22 protein-coding genes and 1 pseudogene are annotated in these 20,198 nt (G+C 39.4%); 9 read left to right on the plus strand and 14 right to left on the minus strand.

The features are described from left to right. Positions 1-108: 108 nt before the first annotated feature. The 11 genes and pseudogenes from traN to VJ786_RS10205 form a co-directional block, all read right to left on the minus strand. Positions 109-738: pseudogene (traN, locus tag VJ786_RS10160) on the minus strand (conjugative transposon protein TraN); the annotation flags it as partial. 25 nt (positions 739-763) lie between these two features. Further along, complete coding sequence (gene traM, locus VJ786_RS10165; protein WP_437129015.1) at positions 764-1,738, minus strand: conjugative transposon protein TraM; 975 nt, start codon at positions 1,736-1,738, stop codon at positions 764-766. Positions 1,739-1,762: 24 nt separating this feature from the next. After that, a complete protein-coding gene (locus VJ786_RS16645; RefSeq protein WP_437129012.1) occupies positions 1,763-2,104 on the minus strand; it encodes a hypothetical protein in 342 nt (113 codons plus the stop codon). Beyond that, entirely contained in the window at positions 2,091-2,378 is a 288-nt protein-coding gene (locus VJ786_RS10170) for a nitrogen regulatory IIA protein (protein WP_091100957.1), read from the minus strand. The genes VJ786_RS16645 and VJ786_RS10170 overlap by 14 nt, the downstream gene beginning before the upstream one ends. Before the next feature lie 20 nt (positions 2,379-2,398). Then, the gene (locus tag VJ786_RS10175; protein ID WP_185213536.1) at positions 2,399-2,830 is read right to left on the minus strand and encodes a hypothetical protein; all 432 of its coding nucleotides are present in this window, start codon (positions 2,828-2,830) and stop codon (positions 2,399-2,401) included. A gap of 10 nt (positions 2,831-2,840) precedes the next feature. Then, positions 2,841-3,464, minus strand: a complete 624-nt coding sequence (gene traK, locus VJ786_RS10180; RefSeq protein ID WP_091100950.1) for a conjugative transposon protein TraK — start codon at positions 3,462-3,464, stop codon at positions 2,841-2,843. Between the two features lie 26 nt (positions 3,465-3,490). Continuing rightward, positions 3,491-4,486: a conjugative transposon protein TraJ gene (traJ, locus tag VJ786_RS10185; RefSeq protein WP_185213537.1), complete on the minus strand. Its 996-nt coding sequence runs from the start codon at positions 4,484-4,486 to the stop codon at positions 3,491-3,493. Between the two features lie 3 nt (positions 4,487-4,489). After that, positions 4,490-5,122: a DUF4141 domain-containing protein gene (locus VJ786_RS10190; RefSeq protein WP_336557663.1), complete on the minus strand. Its 633-nt coding sequence runs from the start codon at positions 5,120-5,122 to the stop codon at positions 4,490-4,492. Between the two features lie 27 nt (positions 5,123-5,149). Further along, the gene (locus VJ786_RS10195) at positions 5,150-7,654 is read right to left on the minus strand and encodes a TraG family conjugative transposon ATPase (protein ID WP_185213539.1); all 2,505 of its coding nucleotides are present in this window, start codon (positions 7,652-7,654) and stop codon (positions 5,150-5,152) included. Then, positions 7,651-7,983: a DUF4133 domain-containing protein gene (locus tag VJ786_RS10200; protein ID WP_115170697.1), complete on the minus strand. Its 333-nt coding sequence runs from the start codon at positions 7,981-7,983 to the stop codon at positions 7,651-7,653. Before VJ786_RS10200 ends, VJ786_RS10195 begins: the two co-directional genes overlap by 4 nt. 11 nt (positions 7,984-7,994) lie before the next feature. Then, positions 7,995-8,300, minus strand: coding sequence for a DUF4134 domain-containing protein (locus tag VJ786_RS10205; protein ID WP_115170698.1), 306 nt, complete (start codon positions 8,298-8,300; stop codon positions 7,995-7,997). 616 nt (positions 8,301-8,916) lie between these two features. On the opposite strand from VJ786_RS10205, the gene VJ786_RS10210 reads away from it, so the two are divergent. Next, positions 8,917-11,058: a TonB-dependent receptor gene (locus VJ786_RS10210; protein ID WP_437129013.1), complete on the plus strand. Its 2,142-nt coding sequence runs from the start codon at positions 8,917-8,919 to the stop codon at positions 11,056-11,058. 5 nt (positions 11,059-11,063) lie between these two features. Continuing rightward, positions 11,064-11,858 (plus strand): cation efflux transmembrane domain-containing protein, encoded by a 795-nt coding sequence (locus VJ786_RS10215; RefSeq protein ID WP_094280386.1) that lies wholly within the window; start codon positions 11,064-11,066, stop codon positions 11,856-11,858. 60 nt (positions 11,859-11,918) lie between these two features. On the opposite strand, the gene VJ786_RS10220 is transcribed toward VJ786_RS10215, so the two are convergent. Genes VJ786_RS10220 through VJ786_RS10230 form a run of 3 tightly spaced genes read right to left on the minus strand, consistent with a single transcriptional unit; the run spans position 11,919 to position 13,734 of the window. After that, positions 11,919-12,554 carry a hypothetical protein gene (locus VJ786_RS10220; protein WP_002993186.1) on the minus strand — a complete coding sequence of 212 codons (636 nt, stop codon included), beginning with the start codon at positions 12,552-12,554 and terminating at the stop codon, positions 11,919-11,921. 2 nt (positions 12,555-12,556) lie between these two features. Then, a complete protein-coding gene (locus VJ786_RS10225; protein WP_002993187.1) occupies positions 12,557-12,955 on the minus strand; it encodes a DUF3408 domain-containing protein in 399 nt (132 codons plus the stop codon). An 11-nt stretch (positions 12,956-12,966) separates the two neighbouring features. After that, on the minus strand, positions 12,967-13,734 hold the full coding sequence (locus VJ786_RS10230; RefSeq protein WP_148917754.1) for a ParA family protein: 768 nt from the start codon (positions 13,732-13,734) through the stop codon (positions 12,967-12,969). A gap of 689 nt (positions 13,735-14,423) precedes the next feature. Between VJ786_RS10230 and mobA the strand changes: the two genes are divergently transcribed. The 7 genes from mobA (at position 14,424) to VJ786_RS10265 (ending at position 20,162) form a co-directional block, all read left to right on the plus strand. Continuing rightward, the gene (mobA, locus tag VJ786_RS10235) at positions 14,424-14,855 is read left to right on the plus strand and encodes a conjugal transfer protein MobA (RefSeq protein WP_002993194.1); all 432 of its coding nucleotides are present in this window, start codon (positions 14,424-14,426) and stop codon (positions 14,853-14,855) included. A gap of 8 nt (positions 14,856-14,863) precedes the next feature. Next, on the plus strand, positions 14,864-16,144 hold the full coding sequence (gene mobB, locus VJ786_RS10240) for a conjugal transfer protein MobB (protein WP_336557664.1): 1,281 nt from the start codon (positions 14,864-14,866) through the stop codon (positions 16,142-16,144). A 96-nt stretch (positions 16,145-16,240) separates the two neighbouring features. Then, positions 16,241-16,615: an ArsR/SmtB family transcription factor gene (locus tag VJ786_RS10245; RefSeq protein WP_227694346.1), complete on the plus strand. Its 375-nt coding sequence runs from the start codon at positions 16,241-16,243 to the stop codon at positions 16,613-16,615. Beyond that, positions 16,612-17,211 carry a mercuric transport protein MerTP gene (gene merTP / locus VJ786_RS10250; RefSeq protein ID WP_055092307.1) on the plus strand — a complete coding sequence of 200 codons (600 nt, stop codon included), beginning with the start codon at positions 16,612-16,614 and terminating at the stop codon, positions 17,209-17,211. Before VJ786_RS10245 ends, merTP begins: the two co-directional genes overlap by 4 nt. 64 nt (positions 17,212-17,275) lie before the next feature. Then, positions 17,276-17,419 carry a GDCCVxC domain-containing (seleno)protein gene (locus VJ786_RS10255; RefSeq protein ID WP_491630787.1) on the plus strand — a complete coding sequence of 48 codons (144 nt, stop codon included), beginning with the start codon at positions 17,276-17,278 and terminating at the stop codon, positions 17,417-17,419. Between the two features lie 201 nt (positions 17,420-17,620). After that, a complete protein-coding gene (mobC, locus tag VJ786_RS10260) occupies positions 17,621-19,621 on the plus strand; it encodes a conjugal transfer protein MobC (RefSeq protein ID WP_262906051.1) in 2,001 nt (666 codons plus the stop codon). Between the two features lie 205 nt (positions 19,622-19,826). Continuing rightward, on the plus strand, positions 19,827-20,162 hold the full coding sequence (locus VJ786_RS10265; RefSeq protein WP_336557665.1) for a DUF6660 family protein: 336 nt from the start codon (positions 19,827-19,829) through the stop codon (positions 20,160-20,162). Positions 20,163-20,198: the final 36 nt, after the last annotated feature.

A 20,198-nucleotide genomic window follows, 5' to 3' on the forward strand; every position in this document is an offset into this window, starting at 1 on the left:
GGACAGCTTCAGAACGCTTCTAATCAGATTCGACACTTTGGACAATTCCTGGTTGAATTGGCATTATTTGGCTTTTGCACTTATCTTGCTAAAAGTTTAAATGAGTTCATTGATAAAGTCTATATCAAACGGCACATTGCTTTTGTTTCTTAATTCCGTATGGAAATAATATTTGCCGTTGTGAATGTAGATACCTTTCAGAATGAACTGTATTCCGAAGCTCTTAGCCCCGATATGCTTCACGATACGCTTGTCTTTCTTATAAATGGTTTCCAATAACAAGCCTGCCAAAGACGGAGAATTGTTGCCCAATTCCTCAAACAGCACATCATTTCCGTTGGTTTTATCTACTGCCTTTTGCATTGTCAGCAGGTCATAGCTCAACGCATCGGGATACCGACTGTAATACACGTCAAAGGAGTAATAACGTCCGTCATTTGTGATAACGGAAAAGTTTGTTTCAGGTTCAAAATCCCTAACGGCTGCCTTTACACGCAGGACGTTCTCTGCATCTTCCGCTTTTCCGGCAATCAGGTACTCACTGCCCAAATCCACATATCTTATACCACTTGGAAAAATCAAATGCGAAGTTTTGTCGTAGGTAACGTCCATTTTGTATGGCTCAATCTTGCCTAATGCAAGTGGAGCTTTGATTTTCGCACTATCTTGTGCAAAAGAAGTTACAGCAAAGCCGATGGTCAGGGCAACCGCCCAAAAGGTTTTAAAAAGATTTTTCATTTGTTTAAATATTTGAGTTATACAATTATTGTTTTGATACCAGAAAGACCTGATGTCCTGCCTTTAGCGTGACTTTTGGTGTGCGTACTTTCTTGGCGAAATAGCCCGAAATTCCTTGTACTACGCCACGACTTAAATCGGCAGCAACTTGTTGTCCGGCATTTTGTGTGAGCATCACACTCGTTCCTCCTGTTTGGCTCATATTGCCAGCCATTTCGGTTAGGGCGTTCATTTCAGGAGAGTAAGGAACATAAAGACCTTGCTGTCCGTCCAAATCGTAAATGGTAATATCCACAGGGATAATATTTCCCTCTAATTCGATAGAGGTAATTTTGAGCTGTAAACGTCCTCCCTGAAACTTGGCATTGGCAGTTACAATCGTTCCTTGTGGGATTGTACGGATTGGGGTTTTGGCAGGCTCTAATAATCGTAATCTTACACCCGTTTCGCCGACAACCGTTTGTGCATCGTGTACACAGGCTTTGATACTGTTTTTTGGTTGTACAATTTGCTCGGTAGCACCAGCAGTATAGAAGCCTCGATTTCGGGTTTCGCTCCAATTTTCCAAAAACTCGCTGTCTGATGGCTCACGATACAAAGCAGATACGGTGTTTTTTCTTGTAGGAGTAAACGCTACAAAATGCTCTTTTTGGTTAGCTCCCGTTGTTCCTGTTGCCGTACCGCTTGCAGGTGCATTTTCTGCGGTGCTTGTGTTCGTATTGGCAGGAAGATACTTTGCCGCCATTTCGTAGGACTTCTCCATTAAAGCAAGCTGGTCATCTACGGTTACAGGCTTGGGTAGATTTTGCTCCGCTAATTGCTCTTTGAGTTCGTCCAACTGTCTGCGAAGTTCCATTGTTTCCGAATTGTCGTCATTATAGAATGACCCCAATGTACTTTGCATATTGCGGTAGCTGTTCAGTGCAGGATTGCCGTTTCTCCCCGAATTTCTGCCACTACCATAGCCGTAGCTTTCTTCTTCGTCGGCAAATTCGTCAATCGGTTCATCGCTGTTGTCTGTGTTTCAATAATCTGAAAGCGTAGCCAAAGCATTACGTTTCTCTTGGTCTTTCTGTTCGAGCATTTCAAGCTCATAAGCCTTGCCCTTATTGTCGGGCAGTCCGGCTTCGGTAGCTTGTGGAACGGCATCGTTCAGACCAATGTTCTCGATTTCGTTTTTGTCTTCCGACGGTTTAAAAATCAAATACATACAACCCACGAAAACAATAGCCATTAAACCAAAAATCAATGGCTTTTTGAGTTTTTCCGTTTTGTTCTCTGTACCGTTTTGCAGTACATCAGCGGTTTCGTTCGGGTTTCCCTCAGTTACCCGAACAACCGACTTTTTGTTTTCATTTTCTTTCATAAATCCTATTTTTTAAAATTGTTGATAATGTGTCCTGCAATCTTGCAGGGCTTTCGTTCTTTTTGAGGACGGGGTTTTCGATATGCTCTATGTGCATATCGTTTTTTGACTGTTTGGTATCGTACCATACTTTGGCGACCACCCCTACGGTCAGGAGCAGATAACCGACAAAGAAGTAAAGCGTATAAAGGTGCTGTTTGCCTACGGGCAAAGACCGCCAACGGTCGTCCAGCCTGTCAAAATACCTATCCATTTTCTCCCTTAATTTTTTCATACTTTAATGATTATGGGTTATCACATTCTAAACCCTCTTTTTGGGGAGGGAATTTTTTGTTTAGGCGTGTCGGACACCAAAGCGATAGCTTCTTTTCGGGTCGGAACTGTTCCTGTTGTAAGGTTTATTAATTCCGTTTTTTTCATTAAATGCCCGTAACGGTCTTTCCTTTCAATCTCCATTTTCCGCACATCGAATTTGTTGTCTTCGTACTTCAAGTACATATGACATTGGGTGTAAGGTTTATCTTCTCCATTCCATTCGAGGTAAGTGTTCAGTAAAAATCTATCAGGGTTATATAGTTTGTCCGTACCGTTCTCACAAGCCTCCAAAAACCTACTGATGCTGTTTTTGATTTTGTCGGGATAATCAGCCTGTGTATGAAAATAACCGTCATAACCTTTATCGGTCAGCGTTTTTGCAAATGTATCCAAATCAAGTAACTGTTTCATAGCCTTAATTTTATCGGTTAATGACTTCTATATCCCGATTTTCAACTACTGCGAACTTTTCGATATTAAACCCTTGTGGGTTATTATCCGACCTTACAGAGTTCACTAAATAGCAGGAAGTAATCAGGTTACGGCGTGTTACGTTGCTTGACCGTATGATAAACTGTTTGGCATACGTCCTCACCGAATAGGGATAATTGTCGAAATTGCACACGACACTATCGACTTCAATGCGTTGCTGTACGTTCCCTGATATGATACGGGAGTAATACCCTTTCTCCGACAAGTCTTTGTAATAGTCAAAAGCTGATTTGTCGGCAAGGTTGAATGCCCTTGCCATATTGCTCTCGATAGCATTTTTATCGGGTGCAAGCGTAAAGAAAAGCTCGTGAAAACGTCTGACGTGTTCCCTTGCTTCCACAGGTCGGTTGATGCTCGCATCTTGTGACAAAGCAAGCATCAAAGATTTGCCATTGTCAAGGACATAGATTTTTTGGCGTTGCTCATTGGCAAAGCTGTACGATTTCCATACGGCAAATCCTACTACACCAATACAGAGAACGGCAAACACTATTGCGTACAGACGTATCTGCCGGAAGCTATTCTCTATATTTCTTAAAGTTTTAAATTCCATTTTTTTAAATGATTATTCGTTTTACATTATTTTTTGAGTAGCTGACCTCCGATATTTCCGGCAGCAGAACCAGCTCCGGCACTTGCCACGTTTCCGGCTTTCATAGCGGCTTGGTTCACGTTTCGGGTAAAGTTTCCAGCACCACCAGCCTGAATTACCCAGCCTGTAACGGTTGGTACAGTAAAGTATCCCACGATACCGATAATCATAAAGATGATGTACACCGTATTACCCGTATCGGGTATATAGGTCGGGTCAGCAAGCATCTGTATATCCTTTTCGATAATCAGGGATTGGATTTTGGCAAGCATTGAGCTGAACAGGTCGGCGACGGGCAACCACAGGTAAACGCTCACATATCGGGTCAGCCATTGCGTAAGTGTGGACTGAAAACCGTCCCACACTGAAATCGCAAAGGCTATCGGCCCCAATATGCTCAACACGATTAGGAAAAATGTTCGTATCGTATCCACGACCAATGCAGCAGCTTGGAACAGCACTTCAAGGAGGTTACGAAACCAATTCTTAATGGCTTGCTCGGTTTGGTAAGCAAACCTATCCATATACATACCCGACATTGTTATCAAATCCGAGGGCGACCAACCCAATTCATCGAGCTTGTTGTCAAATTCTTCATTTGATACCAAGTAGGCGGTTTCGGGGTTTCGTAGCATTGCTTCACGTTCCAAGAGGTCTTTTTTAGCCTGCAAATCATTGAGGTCAAGCACTTGATTTTCAAGTATGGCGTGTGTACCTTGTACCACCGGACTTAGCACCGCATTGATTGTTCCCAATACGATAGTCGGAAAGAACATAATACAGATACCTAATGCGAACGGACGGAGCAATGGGTACATATCAATAGGCTCGGCTCTACTCAATGCCTGCCATACTTTTATGGCGACATAGAACAAAGCCCCCAATCCGGCTACTCCCTTAGCCACTGCCGCCATATCGGCGGACAGTGGGAGCATCTCATCGTACAATGAGCGTAGGACTTCGTGCAGATTTTGAAATTCCATAGCTTACCAATATTTTTGGTTAGGAGTTCCATACAAGTCAAGTACTCGTTTGGTGTTGTTCTGTTTCTTTGCTCGCAGGATACTGACAGAGATATTTTTATTCGTGTAGTACCTTACCAAGCTGTGGTACTCTTTGACCTCTTTATATACTCGGTCGATAATATCCATACGCTCTTTGTCATTTAATGACAGGCTTGTAGAAGATACAATCTGTTTCAGCTCTTTGAGCAGTTCGATACTTTCATTCAGCAAAGCCGAATAGCCGTTTGCGATTGCGGTCAATTCCTGTGCGGAGAAGTTCGGGTCGTTCATCATTTTCCCAAAGTTTTGAACGTACATTTCCGACACATCGCCGACCAGCAAAACAGTCTGTTGTACTTTTCTCGCATCTTTCACAAGGTTGTTTACGGCTTTTAGCTTGTCGTAATATTCCTTGCCTTGTTCGTACACTTTCTTAACCTCATTGAAGTTCTTGACCACATTGCTTACAGTGGAAGAAGTCTGTACGATTTCATCCGCAGAATTGAGAATACCTGATGCTAAATTTGCAGGGTCAGTGACTACAAATTGAGCTTTTGCGGACGGTGCTACGGTAAGCATTAGTGCCGTACACACCATAAAAAGGATTTTTTTCATTGTCTTGAAATTTTTGATTGTTAATTACTATTGATTTACATTGTCACGCCGTTGCATTGCGATATGCTTAATGGCGAGTTCTACGTTACCGTCCAATTCGGAAGCGAGTTGCATCACTTCCATTTTTTCGGTTTCTTCTGTCGTGTAAGCCAAATATTCTTCAAGGCTCACTTCCGTTGCGTACACTGCCGAATGTGTTCCGCCCAATCCTATCCAAACCTCTTTGTACAAGCGACCGGCATCGTTGTTCATATTGATGGAAAGCACCTGTGCCTTTTCCTTTTCAGTCAATCCAAGCATCGCCTGTATATCATCGAACTTGTTCATATACTTGCGTTGGTCTAAGAGGATTTTACAATCAGAATTGTTGATGATACTTTCTTTCACAATCGGGGATTGGATAATATCATCGACCTCTTGGGTTACGACTATGGCTTCTCCGAAAAACTTCCTGACGGTTTTAAATAAATACTTGATGTATTCTGCCATTCCTTCTTTTGCAATCGCTTTCCAAGCCTCCTCAATCAGTATCAGCTTGCGGATACCTTTCAGCCTCCGCATCTTGTTGATGAACACCTCCATAATGATGATTGTGACTATCGGAAACAGGATTTTGTGGTCTTTTATGGCATCTATCTCGAATACAATAAACCGTTTTGACAATAGGTCTAATTGCTTGTCCGAATTCAGCAGATAGTCGTATTCTCCGCCTTTGTAGTACGGTTCCAATACATTAAGAAAATTGGCAATATCAAAGTCTTTTTCACGAACCTGTTTTTCTTCCAATACCGTACGGTAATCGCCTTTTACATATTCATAAAAACCATTAAATGACGGAAAAACATCCTCGTTTTTGATACGTTCGATATAACCGGACACGGCATTGGAAAGTGCCACTTCTTCCGAACGGGTCGGCGGTTCATCATCACGTTTCCAAAGCGTAAGTATCAACGTTTTGATACTTTCACGCTTTTCAATGTCGAAAATGCCATCATCGGTATAAAAAGGGTTGAACGCTATTGGATTATCTTCGGTATAGGTAAAGTAAACTCCGTCTTCGCCTTTGGTTTTTCCTTTAATAAGTTCACTCAATCCCTGATAGGAATTACCTGTATCTACGAGCAGTACGTGTGCACCTTGCTCGTAGTATTGGCGTACCATATGATTGGTAAAGAATGATTTTCCCGAACCTGACGGACCAAGTATAAACTTGTTCCGGTTAGTAATAAACCCACGTTTCATAGGTAAATCCGAAATATCCAAATGGATAGGTTTTCCCGTCAATCTATCCGCCATTTTTATCCCGAATGGGGATGGCGAATTGTGGTAATTGGTTTCTTCGGTAAAGAAGCATAGAGCAGGCTCTATGAATGTGTAAAAACTTTCTTCGCTCGGAAAATCCCCGGCATTGCCCGGCATTCCTGCCCAATAAAGCGTTGCAACGTCCGTCGTATTGTGTCGGGGCTTACACTCCATTAAAGCCAATGCGCTGCCACAATCGTTTTTCAACTGTTTGAGTTCAGCAGGGTCTTCCGACCACGCCATAATGTTGAAGTGTGAGCGTATGGAAGAAAGCCCGAATGAATGTGCTTCGTTCAAATATTTTTCGATCCATTCTTTGTTAATCTGGTTTGCCCGACTGTACCGAGCCAAAGAATGCATATTGCGGGCAGACTTCTCAAACCGTCGTAGGTTATCCTCGCTGTTGTCCAAGAAGATGTACTGATTGTAAATGTGGTTGCAGCTCAATAGCAATCCTACGGGAGCAGCAAAGGAAAGACGGCAGTCACTCCGGTCTGTGGATAGCTTTTCAAATCGAGTATCTGCCGAAATGGTTGCAGGCAGATCGTCCGTGTCGGACAATGTGTGCAAGGACAGCCTTTTGTTTCCTACTCGGACTTCTTCAGCACCTAAAGCAATGTCTTGCATCGGTGTACCGACTTCTCTAGAAAGGGTAAGGTATTGTTCCAGCAATCCTTGCTTTTCATCCGTGCCGATAATGTCATCTTCGGTGAGGCGTTTTAGGCTTACAAAACCACTATCGTTCACGATACGCTCAAACTGCGCCACGGTTTCCATAAAATGGTGGATCGCTTCCTTATCCCTGATTTCTTTCGGGATCAACGTGCCTTTGCAAAGCGAACTAAAGTTACTCTGCATCCGCATCCGATCTTTGGTGGTTTTGGTTAGGAAGAGGTAGCAGTAATGGTTTAGAAACGGTCGCTCGTTGAAATGGCGTTGATAGGATTTAGCTAAAAAACTTTGATCTTCCTTTGCTAAATCAGGTGCGTAGTTCTCTTTGATGTACCAATCCTGTTTGTGGATAACCGTAAAATCTGGCAAGGTCTTGATCGCTTTATGCCAAGCAGAATGAATGGCTTCATATTCCGCAGATGCGACCGTGAACAGTTCGGGTAAACGCACTTCAAAACAGGCGGTAATGTCTGCATCTTTGGAAAGAATGCAATTGTTTTCTACAGCCAGCAAAGGAAATTTATTTTCCAATGTGGTCGTTTTTGATACATTTCTCATACGGCATTCGATTTAGGAGTGAATTTTAAATAGCGGTGTACAGGCTTGCGACAGATGATGTAGCGAGGATGCCTTTTTCTTGCTCCCACTTTCATTAATCCGTGTTCGCCGTATTTCCTGTTCAATGAAAAGGTTTGCCACACAATCAGTGATGCACCGCCTGCTCCCAGAAACAAGCAGATGTAGGAATTGACCCCAGCCATATACAGTATCATCACGAAGATGAGCGTACCTAGCAATCCACCTGCGAAAATGAAGAGGTATTGTGCTTTCAGTCCTTTAAACTCTACTGTTCTTCCAATCCCTTTATTGATGTTATAAATACTCATAGGACAAAGGATTACAGGAAGAATGAACGAAGGATGGTAGCCGCAACGATTAAAAAGATACAAGCTCCAAACCACGATGCTGCCGTTTTACTTGTGTCTGGGTCGCCCGAACTAAATTTGTTGTACACCTTAACACCTCCAATTAGCCCAACAACGGCACCGATGGCATAAATTAATTGAGTTGCAGGGTCGAAATAAGAGGTGACCATTTGGGTAGCTTCGGTGATACCTGCTGTACCGTTTCCTTGTGCGAATGCACCCATTCCTGATAGCATTGCAACGACTGCCATCAAAACTTTTTTTCTTTGTTTTTTCATAATTGAAACACATTAAATTGTTATTGTCTTCCCGCTTCTTGCGAGCTTCGTGACAAAGGTGTTTCAGAAATCAAAGCGTTCTAACAAAGTGGCAGTGAGAGGAATTGTTTGGCTGTGGGTGGCTGAATTGATAAAGAAAATAGAGAGGTGTTGACAGGAAGAGAGAGGTTTTTACTATCTTCGTAAAATGAAATCCTTGTCGTACATATTAGCATTAATGGTTTTGGTCTTATCGACCTTGCCAAGCTTTATGGAAGATAAATGTTTTGACCTAGTGAATCAAACAACAAATAGTCAAGAACAAGATAGCGACGATTGCGGTATGGAATGTTGCTCGCCTTTTTCTAAATGCAATACCTGTACTGGATTTGTAATTACTTCCTTTTATGCTTTAACATCCAATTATGTCCAACAACCTAAAAAGAAATTAGGTGTAATAACAGCGTCAGCTGTTTCAGACTTCCTCTCTTCCATTTGGCAACCCCCTAAGATTAATTAATGTTTTTAGTGTCTTCGGCACAATAACAGATTACGGTGCTACAAACCGTCAATTCTCATTTTTCAAACATTAATGTTTTTTTATACAATGAAAAAAATAGTCTTTGTGTCATTTTTTATGACACTAAATCTCTGTGTATTTGCACAAAACACTTTAAATGCTGTTATTAGAAACAGTGAAAACAAAAATCTTTTGATTGGAGTGACAGCATCTATAAAAGGAACCTCGCTTGCCGCTACATCAAACGAAAACGGTCTCATCATAATAGAAAATATTCCTGATGGGATACAGGAAATACATTTTAGCTATATCGGTTTTAACGACTATATAGATACATTGGAATTTCCATTAGCTGACAACAGTCCTATTGAAATCTTACTCAAAGAAAGTTCAGAGGAGTTAGAGGAAGTTGTCATTTCATCCACAAGAAGCACAAGGAGTATACAAAATATCCCTACCCGTATTGAATTTATTGGAAGTGAAGAACTGGGCGAAAAAGGGAACATGAAACCGGGAGATATTCGTATGCTTTTAGCGGAAAGCACAGGTATTCACGTACAAACCACTTCGCCTACCAGTGCCAATGCAAGTATTCGTATTCAGGGACTTGATGGAAGATATACACAAATCCTGAAAGACGGTTTCCCCATTTATTCAGGTGCTTCAAGTGGATTGGGTTTGTTACAGATACCACCACTTGACCTCAAACAAGTAGAAGTCATCAAAGGCTCTACATCTACACTATATGGAGGCGGAGCAATAGCTGGACTGGTCAATCTGATTTCCAAAACGCCGACCTATGAGAGAGATTTAGGTTTTCACCTCAATGGAACATCCGGCAGGGGTTTGGATATAAACGGCTTTTATGGACAAAGGTTTAATAAAATTGGAACAACTATATTTGCTTCCCATAACCGTAACGCAGCTTATGATCCTGCTAAGAACGGACTATCCGCTATTCCACAATTCGAACGCTATGTACTGAATCCGAAGCTCTTCGTTTATTTCAATGAAAAGACGAAACTGAACTTCGGTATCAACACAACGATCGAGAGCCGTTTGGGAGGTGATATGCTTTACATCAAAGGAAATGGAGATAATACAAACCAATATTTTGAGGAAAATAAAACACAACGCTATTCCACACAATTTGTTTTCGACCATATCATCAATGAAAACAGTACTGTTCAAGTCAAAAATAGTGTAAGTTATTTTAACCGAAATACTACCATTCCAAACTATCAGTTTGAGGGAACACAAACAGCAAGTTTTACCGAAGCCAACTACACCAACAGTACTGAAAAATCGGAATGGGTCACAGGTATTAATATTTGGACGGATAATTTCAAAGAAAAGCAGATTATGGCATCTCCGTTGAGAGATTATAATCAGACTACATTCGGTGCTTTTGTACAAAATTCTTTTAATGCTACGGATTGGTTTCAATTGGAAACAGGTTTTAGAACGGATTATGTTGTGGATTATGGGGTGGTATTCTTACCGAGAGTTTCGGCTCTATTCCACATTGCCGAGGGCTTAACTTCACGAGTTGGTGGTGGATTTGGCTATAAAACACCTACCATTTTTACGGAAGAAAGCGAACGCCTACAATATCAAAATGTAATGCCCATTGACGACAAGACCAATAAATTGGAAAAAAGTTATGGAGCAAATGCAGACATCAATTACCGCACCTACATTGGGGAAGATTGGTCATTTAGCATAAATCAATTGTTCTTTTACACCTATTTGGATAATCCCTTGTTACTTGAAAACTCCTCGGCAAATCTGTATCAGTTTGTTAATTCTCCTGGCTACATCCATACCAAAGGAACAGAAACCAATATTAAAATTGGTTATGATGACCTGAAATTGTTTTTGGGTTATACCTATACAGATGCCCGATTACACCATAATGGAACGACTGTAGAAAGCCCTTTAACACCAAAACACCGCATTAATTCCATCCTGATGTATGAAATAGAAGACAAATGGAAAATTGGTCTGGAAGCCTATTATTTCAGTCGCCAAAAACTGAATAATGGAACTACGGGCAAAGATTACTTTATTACTGGATTTATGGCTGAAAAGATTTGGGAAAGATTTTCTCTGTACATCAACTTTGAAAACTTCCTCGACACCCGACAAACACGCTTTGACAGCATTTATACAGGAACAATAACCAATCCAGTTTTTAAAGACATTTATGCACCTTTGGACGGATTTGTGATTAACGGAGGAATAAAATTTAAGCTTTAAAATAAATGGAAAAAACCATATTCAATATAACTAAAATGGATTGCCCAAGCGAGGAGCAATTAATCCGTATGAAACTGCAAGACTTTGATACGGTAAAAGGATTGGAATTCGATATAGCCAATAGAAAATTAGACGTTTATCACGATGGAAACCCAGAGCCAATTTTTTTGGCTCTGGGAACACTGAATCTAAATACGACATTGGTTTCAACCGAAAAAAGTAATTTCGTTGTTGAAACAGATACAAGCAACAAGCAACGGAAATTACTTTGGATCGTATTGATTATCAACTTCCTGTTCTTTGGATTGGAAATGTTATTCGGTGTTTTTTCAGGCTCAATGGGGTTGGTAGCCGATAGTTTGGATATGCTTGCCGACAGTGTCGTTTACGCATTGGCATTAATCGCCGTGGGTGGAACAATCGCTTTAAAAAACAACATCGCCAGATTTGCAGGATACTTCCAAGTCTTACTGGCTATTATAGGTTTCGTTGAAGTAATCAGACGTTGTATGGGAATTGAAGCTATGCCCGATTTCAAGACAATGATTGTCGTTTCAGTTTTAGCATTGATTGCAAACGTATTTTGCCTTTATCTTTTACAAAAGAACAAAAGTAAAGAAGCGCATATGCAGGCTTCGATGATATTCACATCAAATGATGTCATTATCAATTCGGGAGTTATTGTTGCTGGTCTTTTAGTTAATTGGCTCAATTCAAGTTATCCAGATTTGATTATTGGAGCTATTGTATTTGTAATTGTAGCAAGAGGGGCTTACAGAATATTGAAGTTGGCAAAGTAAATGTAAAAATAAGTTGAGCCTGAAATTTAGTTTTTCAGGCTCAATTAAAATAATTCCGTTTCAGACAAACTCCCCAATATCAAAATCATCTAAATCATTGTTCCGCAAAGTGGAAGAACTGATTTCCGTTTCAGATGAGAGTGAGCTATCCAATAGCTTGGCAATTTTACTGGATGCACCCGCTATAGAATTTTCCAGCAGACTAAATAATTCGGTTCCCTGTATTTTCTGAACGATTGCTATCGCTGTTTCCTTTTGAGATGACTCCAGTTTTTCTTGCTGAAGCAACATCCCCACGGAGCTTAGTTCTTCAAAGGTAACCCCTTGGGCAAAACCATTATCGCCACCAGATATTCCGTACCTGTTCCATTCTTCTTCCTCTTCTTCAAAATCAGGTTGATTGCTAAAAACTTCATCCAGCTCTTCCTGCGGAATCTGAATACTCCTGTTTTCATTTTCGTCGTATTCAATGTCTAAATTATCGGGATTTACCTCTGGTTCCTCAATCTGGCGTTCATTGGCAGTGTTTGGCACTGAAAGGCGTTCTACGGGTTTGGGCTGTCCCATAATATCGGGCAGATCCGGATTGACTTTCTTTTGCGGAGGTTTTTGTTTTGACCTTTTCTTAATGATAATCTTATCCTGCAAAAGCAGGACAATGACGATCAGCAGGCATATTACTATTACAATTTCCATAACTATAAAATTGGTTTAAAACGTTCGTTGAAATAATCTGTAATATCGTCCCCGTACTCTCTAAAATGGTGTTCAAGAATGTTGTCGATATAAGAATAGAGTGTAGTCTTTTCTTCTCTTGTTAATTGTACTATACGTAACAACCTTTCGTGATATTCTGGACGAATGTAAACGACCTTTCCGTTTCGACCTGAAGGAAAACGATTGACCAGAAATGTCTCCTCATAATCCACCTTCTTTAGGGAGCTATTGCGGGCTTTTGGTTTTGTTTCCTTCTGTATTTTCTGTTGTTGAATAACTTCGGGTATAGTAACAGATTGATTACCACTCATGATATTCATGATTAATTCTTCATCAACATCGGGCTTATCAAAATCTTTTCTTCTCTTATCTGTTGACATACTTAACTATTTTAGAGATTAACAATTTTTAAAAATTCTTCAATAAATAAATCCAGTCTCGTTACTTTCATTAGTTGAGGTTCGGCAGGTAACAGACTTGACCGAAATACACTGTTCGGTGTATCGTCCGTCTCTTTTCTGAAACGTTTACTATCCATTATCCGAGAATTCATCACAGATAAATCGAGTTCGTTAATAACGCTTTGATAAGCCTCGTATATTCCTGTTTTCTCTCGACCATCTACCTGATTCCAAAACATCCACATTTTCTGATCTTCATTACTCTCCTCCGTTTCGGGCAAGCCAAGGAATGCTTTAGTAAAGCTCAGTGTACTTTCCATAACTAGACGGTCAGCACTAATTGGAGAAAAAATAAAATCCATTGTTCTTAAGGTCGTGAGCACACCTTTTGTATTAGCTGTTCCGGGAAGATCAAAAAAAGTTATATCAGGCTCTATTGCAGATTGATTTACGTATTCTAAAGCCTTTGACAAGGCATCCTCCGGTTTACAACTGATAATCGGATATGCTTTTTTATTGATACTTTGATACAACTTCATTGCAGCTCTTTTGTGGTAATCATTCTGCATAATAGTTTTCAAATCCCTTTCCCTCATATTGGCTAAGCTGTGTTGTGGGAAATCACAATCCATTACAAGGACATTAAAACCTAAACGATAATGCAATACACTTGAAAGTAATGCGGTCATAGTAGATTTTCCAACACCGCCTTTAGGCGTTGAAAAACTAATTTTTAAAGTTTTCTTTTTTGTTTCCATTATTTAAAGATTTATTGTTACACATTTTATTTGTTTGGCAGGTTTGAATATTGGTTTATTTAAATAGTACCTATTTCCTATATGCCTGTATTCCCCTTTTGGAAATTTTCTTGATTGTTATTTGCTTTTATTACCGCTTGGTGGGTAATCATTTTTAGCAACTGGAAAACCTTACAACTTGTAAATTGCTTTACCGCTTTTATGCTTTTACAGTTTTATGTTTTTAAAACCCTATGCTTTTATTCCAAAATTTCTGTACTAAAACCCAATTTATTTTTTATCCTCATTACATTTTTTACAACCTGCCCTAAAACTTTGATGCAAATAAAGCGATTGATTTATCCGGTAAATGATGTATGGCAGTATTTGGCGTTCAAAGGCAGTGTTTGGCACTCTGTTGTAGTGCAATCCTTTCGTAAAGAGCGCTTTACTTTGTAAGTAGATTTTTATTAACGGATTTATGCAAAATCAAATTGACAAAATGGACTTTAACAGCTACGGCATCAAGCCGTTTTTCCCTGTTAAATCCAATCCGTCCCGGAGGGCGGATTTTTGTGTTCACCGGAACACGGCAAGTTGTGTTTTGAGCATCTCGAAAAGATTTCCGATGCTCAAAACAACTTGCCCTGCCGGGGGCAGAAAACGTCCTCCGAAGTCGGCGTTTTGTATGAATTAAAAATGGATTAGTGATGAATGAAAACAGCAGAAAGCAGTTAAAAAAGGGCGGGCGTCCTCTAAAAAACGATCCCGCTAAAATCCGGTACACGATTTCCTTTAATGAGGAAGAGCATGCCCGTTTTCTTGACTTATTTGAAAAGTCCGGTATGCAGGTTAAGGCACATTTTATAACCTCTTGCATCTTCGATAAGACGATAAAATCTGTTAAAATAGACAAAGGAACAATTGATTTTTATATGCGATTGACTTCGTTTCACAGTCAATTTCGATCTATTGGCGTGAATTATAATCAGGTCGTAAAGCTATTGTATAAGAACTTTTCGGAGAAAAAGGCAGCAGCATATCTCTATAAATTGGAAAAACATACGGCTGAAATGACCGCCTTGTTTAAAGAAATTGTCCAGATAACGGAAGAATTTGATGTAAAATATCTGAAAAAATAACAGCAGAAATGATTGCGAAAATTGGTAGATGCGCAAATTTATACGGAGCCTTGGCATATAATCAGCTCAAAGTGGAGAACGAAAATGGACAAATTTTGTTCGCCAATAAGATAATTGAAACTGCTAACGGACATTATTCCGTAGCACAATTAGCCCAATCTTTTGCTCCTTATCTCATCGCCAACCGAAATACCGAGAAACATACGTTGCATATTTCGCTCAATCCTGATCCCAAGGATAATGTAGATGATGATAAGTTTAGGGAAATGGCGGAAGAATATATGCGTGAAATGGGTTACGGCGAACAGCCTTTTGTGGTCTTCAAACATACCGATATTGACCGTAGTCATATCCATATCGTATCGGTCTGCGTGGACGAACAGGGCGTGAAAATTTCGGATAGTTTTGAGAAAATGCGGTCTATGAGTGTATGCCGTGAACTGGAAAGAAAACACGGTCTGATACCCGCAACGGACAAAGAACGTAATCACAATGATAAGGTTTTTCGTCCGGTGGATTATCGGGCAAGTGATATAAAAAGTCAGATTGCTTCGGTCATTCGCCACTTGCCGAACTATTATCAATACCAAACTTTGGGAGAATACAATGCTTTGCTTTCCCTGTTCAATATTACCACCGAGAAAGTGGAGGGAGAATTACACGGAAAGGCACAGCAGGGTTTATTGTACATTCCATTGAATGAGAAAGGCGAAAAAGCAGGACATCCGTTCAAGGCTTCGTTTTTCGGAAAGAACGCAGGGCTTCCGGCTTTGGAATTGCATTTTGCGAAATGCAAAACAACCCTGAAAGATACCGCAACCAAACAGACTTTAAAATCAGCCGTTACCATTGCCCTGCAATCAACGGTTGACGAATTGAGCTTTAAAAAACAGTTAGGCGAGCAAGGTATCAATGTAGTGATACGCAGAAACGATACCGGACGAATTTACGGTATGTCGTTCATTGACCACAACTCTAAAAGTGTTTGGAACGGTTCACGATTGGCAAAAGAACTTTCTGCCAATACCTTTAATGATTATTGGAACAATAATATCAAAGCGGAGATTAAAGAGCCAGTTGCACCCCTGCCAAAATTGTCCAAACCAACTGATACGGAGGATTTACCTGCGGAAGAACCACATCATTTGTTCGACTTCTTAAATACTGAAAAACACGAAGACGGTTTGATAGAAGCCTTTGGAGGTTTGCTCATACCTGAAGCACAGGGGGAAGATTACGAGGAACAGGATTTTGCTAATAGGATGAAGAAAAAGAAAAGAAGACTATAGTAAGTCATCTTTTGGAATTAAAATCTGCTTTTAAAACGATTTGTTAAATTGTATTTTAGCATTTGCTTAAATAAACGAATTAACTATATTTGCACTATGGGTAATAATTCTTGTATACGTCAACAAGCAGACATTGAACAAATAAACCGCTGTAAAGACCGGGTTTTAGAGCTTAACGATTCGTTTGATTATTTATCGAATGGGCTTGAATTGGCAGGAAATACCGTAAGACTTAAAATTCTCTTCCTACTTTACGAAGAAAAACGACTCTGTGTTTGTGATATGAGCGACGTTCTTGGAATGACAATCTCGGCAGTTTCACAACATTTACGAAAACTTAAAGACCGTAATCTAGTAGAAACAGACAGGGAGGCCCAAACTATTTTTTATTCATTGACCAAGGAATATGAAAAAATGCTGAAACCGTTTTTTAAAATACTTGACGAAAACAAAATTTTAGAAACATTATGAAAACTGACAAAAAACTAATCGGAGCAGGACTTTTAACAGCAATTGCAGCTTCATTGTGTTGTATTACTCCAGTCTTGGCTTTAGTAGCAGGAACAAGCGGACTTGCTTCTACTTTTTCTTGGCTCGAACCTTTCAGACCGTATTTTATCGGTTTGACAATTTTGGTTCTTGGTTTTGCTTGGTATCAAAAGTTGAAACCTAAAAAGCAAATTGACTGCAACTGTGAGACAGAAGAAAAACCAAAATTCATTCAGTCAAAAATGTTTTTAGGAATTGTAACAGCATTTGCAATCGTTATGCTTGCCTTTCCATACTATTCAAGCATTTTCTACCCAAAGAAAGAAAAGCAAATCATAGTAGTGGACAAATCCAATATTCAAAAAGTAAAATTTACGATTAGCGGAATGACTTGTGCGAGTTGCGAAGAACACGTAAATCACGAAGTAAATAAATTGACAGGAATAATAAGTTCAAACGCTTCATATGAAAATGGAAATGCAATCATAGAATTTGACAACTCAAAAACAAATATTTCTGAAATCGAAAAAGCAATAAACTCAACAGGATATTCTGTAACCGACAAAAAAGAAAATTAAAATGGAAATCAAATTACAATCAACAATAACTTGCCCCAACTGCGGACATAAGAAAGAAGAAACAATGCCGACAGACGCTTGCCAATATTTTTACGAATGTGAAAAATGCAAACAAGTTCTAAAACCAAAACAAGGCGACTGCTGTGTTTATTGTAGCTACGGAAGTGTTGCTTGTCCACCAATTCAGCAGGACAAAAAATGTTGCTGACGGGTATAAAACAAAAGAAGGTCGATATAACTAAAGTATTTTTATTTTACTACCTATAAATATTACTATATAAAAGGGGTATAGAAGCTATACCTCTTATGACCCAGCCGAACCCTGCCACTCACCGCCATCCACTACCACTTTTCCAAAGCCAATCTTTATAGTCTTTAAATTCACGCCCGAACATTAAAATTAAAAATAATGCAAGGAGAAGACGATTTAAGAGGTTTAGCCAAAATAATGGCTTTTATGAGAGCAGTTAGTATTCTATTAGTACTGATGCATCTTTATTGGTTTTGTTATGGTTTCTTTATGGAACGTGGCTGGACACTAGAAGTAATCAATAAAATATTAGGGAATTTTGACCGAACAGCCGGTTTGTTTTCGCATACTTTATATACCAAAGTATTTGCAATCGTGTTATTGGCTTTAAGCTGTTTGGGAACCAAAGGCGTGAAGAACGAGAAGATAACCTGGTCAAAGATTTACGTGGCTTTGGGAATTGGTTTTTTGCTGTTCTTTCTGAATACACCACTGTTAAAGTTGTCGCCCATCATTGGCACATTCTTTTATATACTGACTATCGGACTAGGTTATATTGCTTTGCTGATGGCTGGGGTTTGGATAAGCAGGTTATTGAAAAACAACCTGATGGATGATGTTTTCAATATGGAGAACGAAAGTTTTATGCAGGAAACCAAATTGATGGAAAATGAATATTCCGTAAACCTGCCTACTAAATTTTGGTACAATAAAAAGGAACACAAGGGCTGGATCAATATCGTAAATCCTTTCAGAGCAACGATTGTTTTGGGGACTCCGGGTTCTGGTAAATCGTATGCCGTCGTTAACAATTATATCAAGCAACAAATTGAAAAAGGTTTTTCGATGTATATCTACGATTTCAAGTTTGACGACCTTTCTACTATTGCTTATAATCATTTATTGAAACATCAGAATAAGTACGAAATAAAACCAAAGTTCTACGTCATCAACTTTGACGATCCACGCAAGAGCCATCGTTGCAATCCGCTCAATCCAGATTTTATGACTGACATATCCGATGCTTACGAAGCCGCTTACACGATTATGTTGAACCTCAACAGAAGCTGGATACAAAAACAAGGAGATTTCTTTGTCGAATCTCCAATTATTCTTTTAGCGGCTATCATCTGGTTTTTAAAAATTTACGAGAATGGTAAGTATTGCACCTTTCCACACGCCATTGAATTGCTGAATAAAAAGTATTCGGATGTATTTACCATTTTAACTTCGTATCCTGATTTGGAAAACTATCTTTCACCATTTATGGATGCTTGGCAAGGCGGAGCACAAGACCAGTTGCAGGGACAAATTGCATCGGCTAAAATCCCTTTGTCACGAATGATATCACCGCAGTTGTATTGGGTTATGACAGGCGATGATTTTTCATTGGACATCAACAACCCGAACGAGCCGAAGATTTTGTGCGTGGGTAACAATCCCGACCGTCAAAATATCTACTCCGCAGCTTTGGGCTTGTACAACTCCCGAATTGTCAAGCTCATCAATAAGAAAGGACAATTAAAGAGTTCGGTTATTATAGATGAGTTGCCCACGATTTATTTTAGAGGGTTGGACAATCTTATCGCAACGGCGAGAAGTAATAAGGTGGCTGTGTGCTTGGGCTTTCAGGACTTTTCGCAGTTGATACGTGATTACGGCGATAAAGAAGCTAAAGTTATTCAAAACACCGTAGGTAATGTATTCAGTGGACAGGTTGTAGGAGAAACGGCAAAAAGCCTTTCGGAACGTTTTGGAAAAGTATTACAGAAACGTCAAAGTATGACGATAAACCGTAATGATAAATCAACTTCTATTTCTACACAATTAGACAGCCTTATTCCGGCTTCCAAAATTTCAACCTTAACGCAGGGTATGTTTGTCGGTTCTGTATCGGATAATTTTGACGAGCGTATCGAACAAAAGATATTTCACGCAGAAATCGTGGTCGATAATGAAAAGGTAGCCGCCGAAACAAAAGCCTATCAAAAGATACCGCAAATCCTATCCTTTGTAGATGAGCAAGGCGAGGATAAAATGAAGCAGGAAATTGAAAGCAATTACCGTCAGATAAAATCAGATATTCTGCATATCGTCGAAAGTGAAATGGAACGGATTAAGAATGACCCGAACTTACAGCATTTGATACAGCAAGAGTAATAAAGGTACAAGTGGAAATTTTTAGTATAGACTAAAAAATATTGGCGATACTTCTTCTTAAATTTAGTATGGAGTGTCGCCAATATTGTTTTGAACAGTATGTAAAACAAATATTCAGAATGAAAAAGGATATTATATAAAATAGTAATTATTCAAAACAATGCAATGCCATTGCATTACTTTTTTACTAACTTTGCAAAAGAATATGAAAGTCTTTTTTTCCATATTGGCAATTTATATGATGGCGGTATTTTTAATGCCTTGTACCGATATGTATGAAAAGGAGAGTTTTCAAAACCATAACCATTCAGAAGAATTAGCCCATAAAGCAAGCCACGACCATCAGGAAAAACCTGATATGTGCAGTCCGTTTTGTTTATGCGGTTGTTGTGGAATGGTGTCGGGCATAGTGCTTCAATGGAATGTATATAACTTAGTTAAGAAGACCTTTGACTTGTCTAAGGCCAAAGTTTACTATAAATCTATCTTTATATCCCCCTATCTGGGAGAAATTTGGCAACCGCCAAAGATTAATGCATAATTTTTAATGTTTTAATGATTACAGCTTAATGCTAAC

The organism is Sphingobacterium tenebrionis, assembly GCF_037126265.1.
Classification (GTDB): domain Bacteria; phylum Bacteroidota; class Bacteroidia; order Sphingobacteriales; family Sphingobacteriaceae; genus Sphingobacterium; species Sphingobacterium tenebrionis.

What these genes read in the sequence shown, in the direction of transcription:
- VJ786_RS16645 (WP_437129012.1), bottom strand. Translation starts at nt 2,104, where the DNA reads ATGAAAGAAAATGAAAACAAAAAGTCGGTTGTTCGGGTAACTGAGGGA.
- VJ786_RS10170 (WP_091100957.1), bottom strand. Translation starts at nt 2,378, where the DNA reads ATGAAAAAATTAAGGGAGAAAATGGATAGGTATTTTGACAGGCTGGAC.
- VJ786_RS10175 (WP_185213536.1), bottom strand. Translation starts at nt 2,830, where the DNA reads ATGAAACAGTTACTTGATTTGGATACATTTGCAAAAACGCTGACCGAT.
- traK (WP_091100950.1), bottom strand. Translation starts at nt 3,464, where the DNA reads ATGGAATTTAAAACTTTAAGAAATATAGAGAATAGCTTCCGGCAGATA.
- traJ (WP_185213537.1), bottom strand. Translation starts at nt 4,486, where the DNA reads ATGGAATTTCAAAATCTGCACGAAGTCCTACGCTCATTGTACGATGAG.
- VJ786_RS10190 (WP_336557663.1), bottom strand. Translation starts at nt 5,122, where the DNA reads ATGAAAAAAATCCTTTTTATGGTGTGTACGGCACTAATGCTTACCGTA.
- VJ786_RS10195 (WP_185213539.1), bottom strand. Translation starts at nt 7,654, where the DNA reads ATGAGAAATGTATCAAAAACGACCACATTGGAAAATAAATTTCCTTTG.
- VJ786_RS10200 (WP_115170697.1), bottom strand. Translation starts at nt 7,983, where the DNA reads ATGAGTATTTATAACATCAATAAAGGGATTGGAAGAACAGTAGAGTTT.
- VJ786_RS10205 (WP_115170698.1), bottom strand. Translation starts at nt 8,300, where the DNA reads ATGAAAAAACAAAGAAAAAAAGTTTTGATGGCAGTCGTTGCAATGCTA.
- VJ786_RS10210 (WP_437129013.1), top strand. Translation starts at nt 8,917, where the DNA reads ATGACACTAAATCTCTGTGTATTTGCACAAAACACTTTAAATGCTGTT.
- VJ786_RS10215 (WP_094280386.1), top strand. Translation starts at nt 11,064, where the DNA reads ATGGAAAAAACCATATTCAATATAACTAAAATGGATTGCCCAAGCGAG.
- VJ786_RS10220 (WP_002993186.1), bottom strand. Translation starts at nt 12,554, where the DNA reads ATGGAAATTGTAATAGTAATATGCCTGCTGATCGTCATTGTCCTGCTT.
- VJ786_RS10225 (WP_002993187.1), bottom strand. Translation starts at nt 12,955, where the DNA reads ATGTCAACAGATAAGAGAAGAAAAGATTTTGATAAGCCCGATGTTGAT.
- VJ786_RS10230 (WP_148917754.1), bottom strand. Translation starts at nt 13,734, where the DNA reads ATGGAAACAAAAAAGAAAACTTTAAAAATTAGTTTTTCAACGCCTAAA.
- mobA (WP_002993194.1), top strand. Translation starts at nt 14,424, where the DNA reads ATGAATGAAAACAGCAGAAAGCAGTTAAAAAAGGGCGGGCGTCCTCTA.
- mobB (WP_336557664.1), top strand. Translation starts at nt 14,864, where the DNA reads ATGATTGCGAAAATTGGTAGATGCGCAAATTTATACGGAGCCTTGGCA.
- VJ786_RS10245 (WP_227694346.1), top strand. Translation starts at nt 16,241, where the DNA reads ATGGGTAATAATTCTTGTATACGTCAACAAGCAGACATTGAACAAATA.
- merTP (WP_055092307.1), top strand. Translation starts at nt 16,612, where the DNA reads ATGAAAACTGACAAAAAACTAATCGGAGCAGGACTTTTAACAGCAATT.
- VJ786_RS10255 (WP_491630787.1), top strand. Translation starts at nt 17,276, where the DNA reads ATGCCGACAGACGCTTGCCAATATTTTTACGAATGTGAAAAATGCAAA.
- mobC (WP_262906051.1), top strand. Translation starts at nt 17,621, where the DNA reads ATGCAAGGAGAAGACGATTTAAGAGGTTTAGCCAAAATAATGGCTTTT.
- VJ786_RS10265 (WP_336557665.1), top strand. Translation starts at nt 19,827, where the DNA reads ATGAAAGTCTTTTTTTCCATATTGGCAATTTATATGATGGCGGTATTT.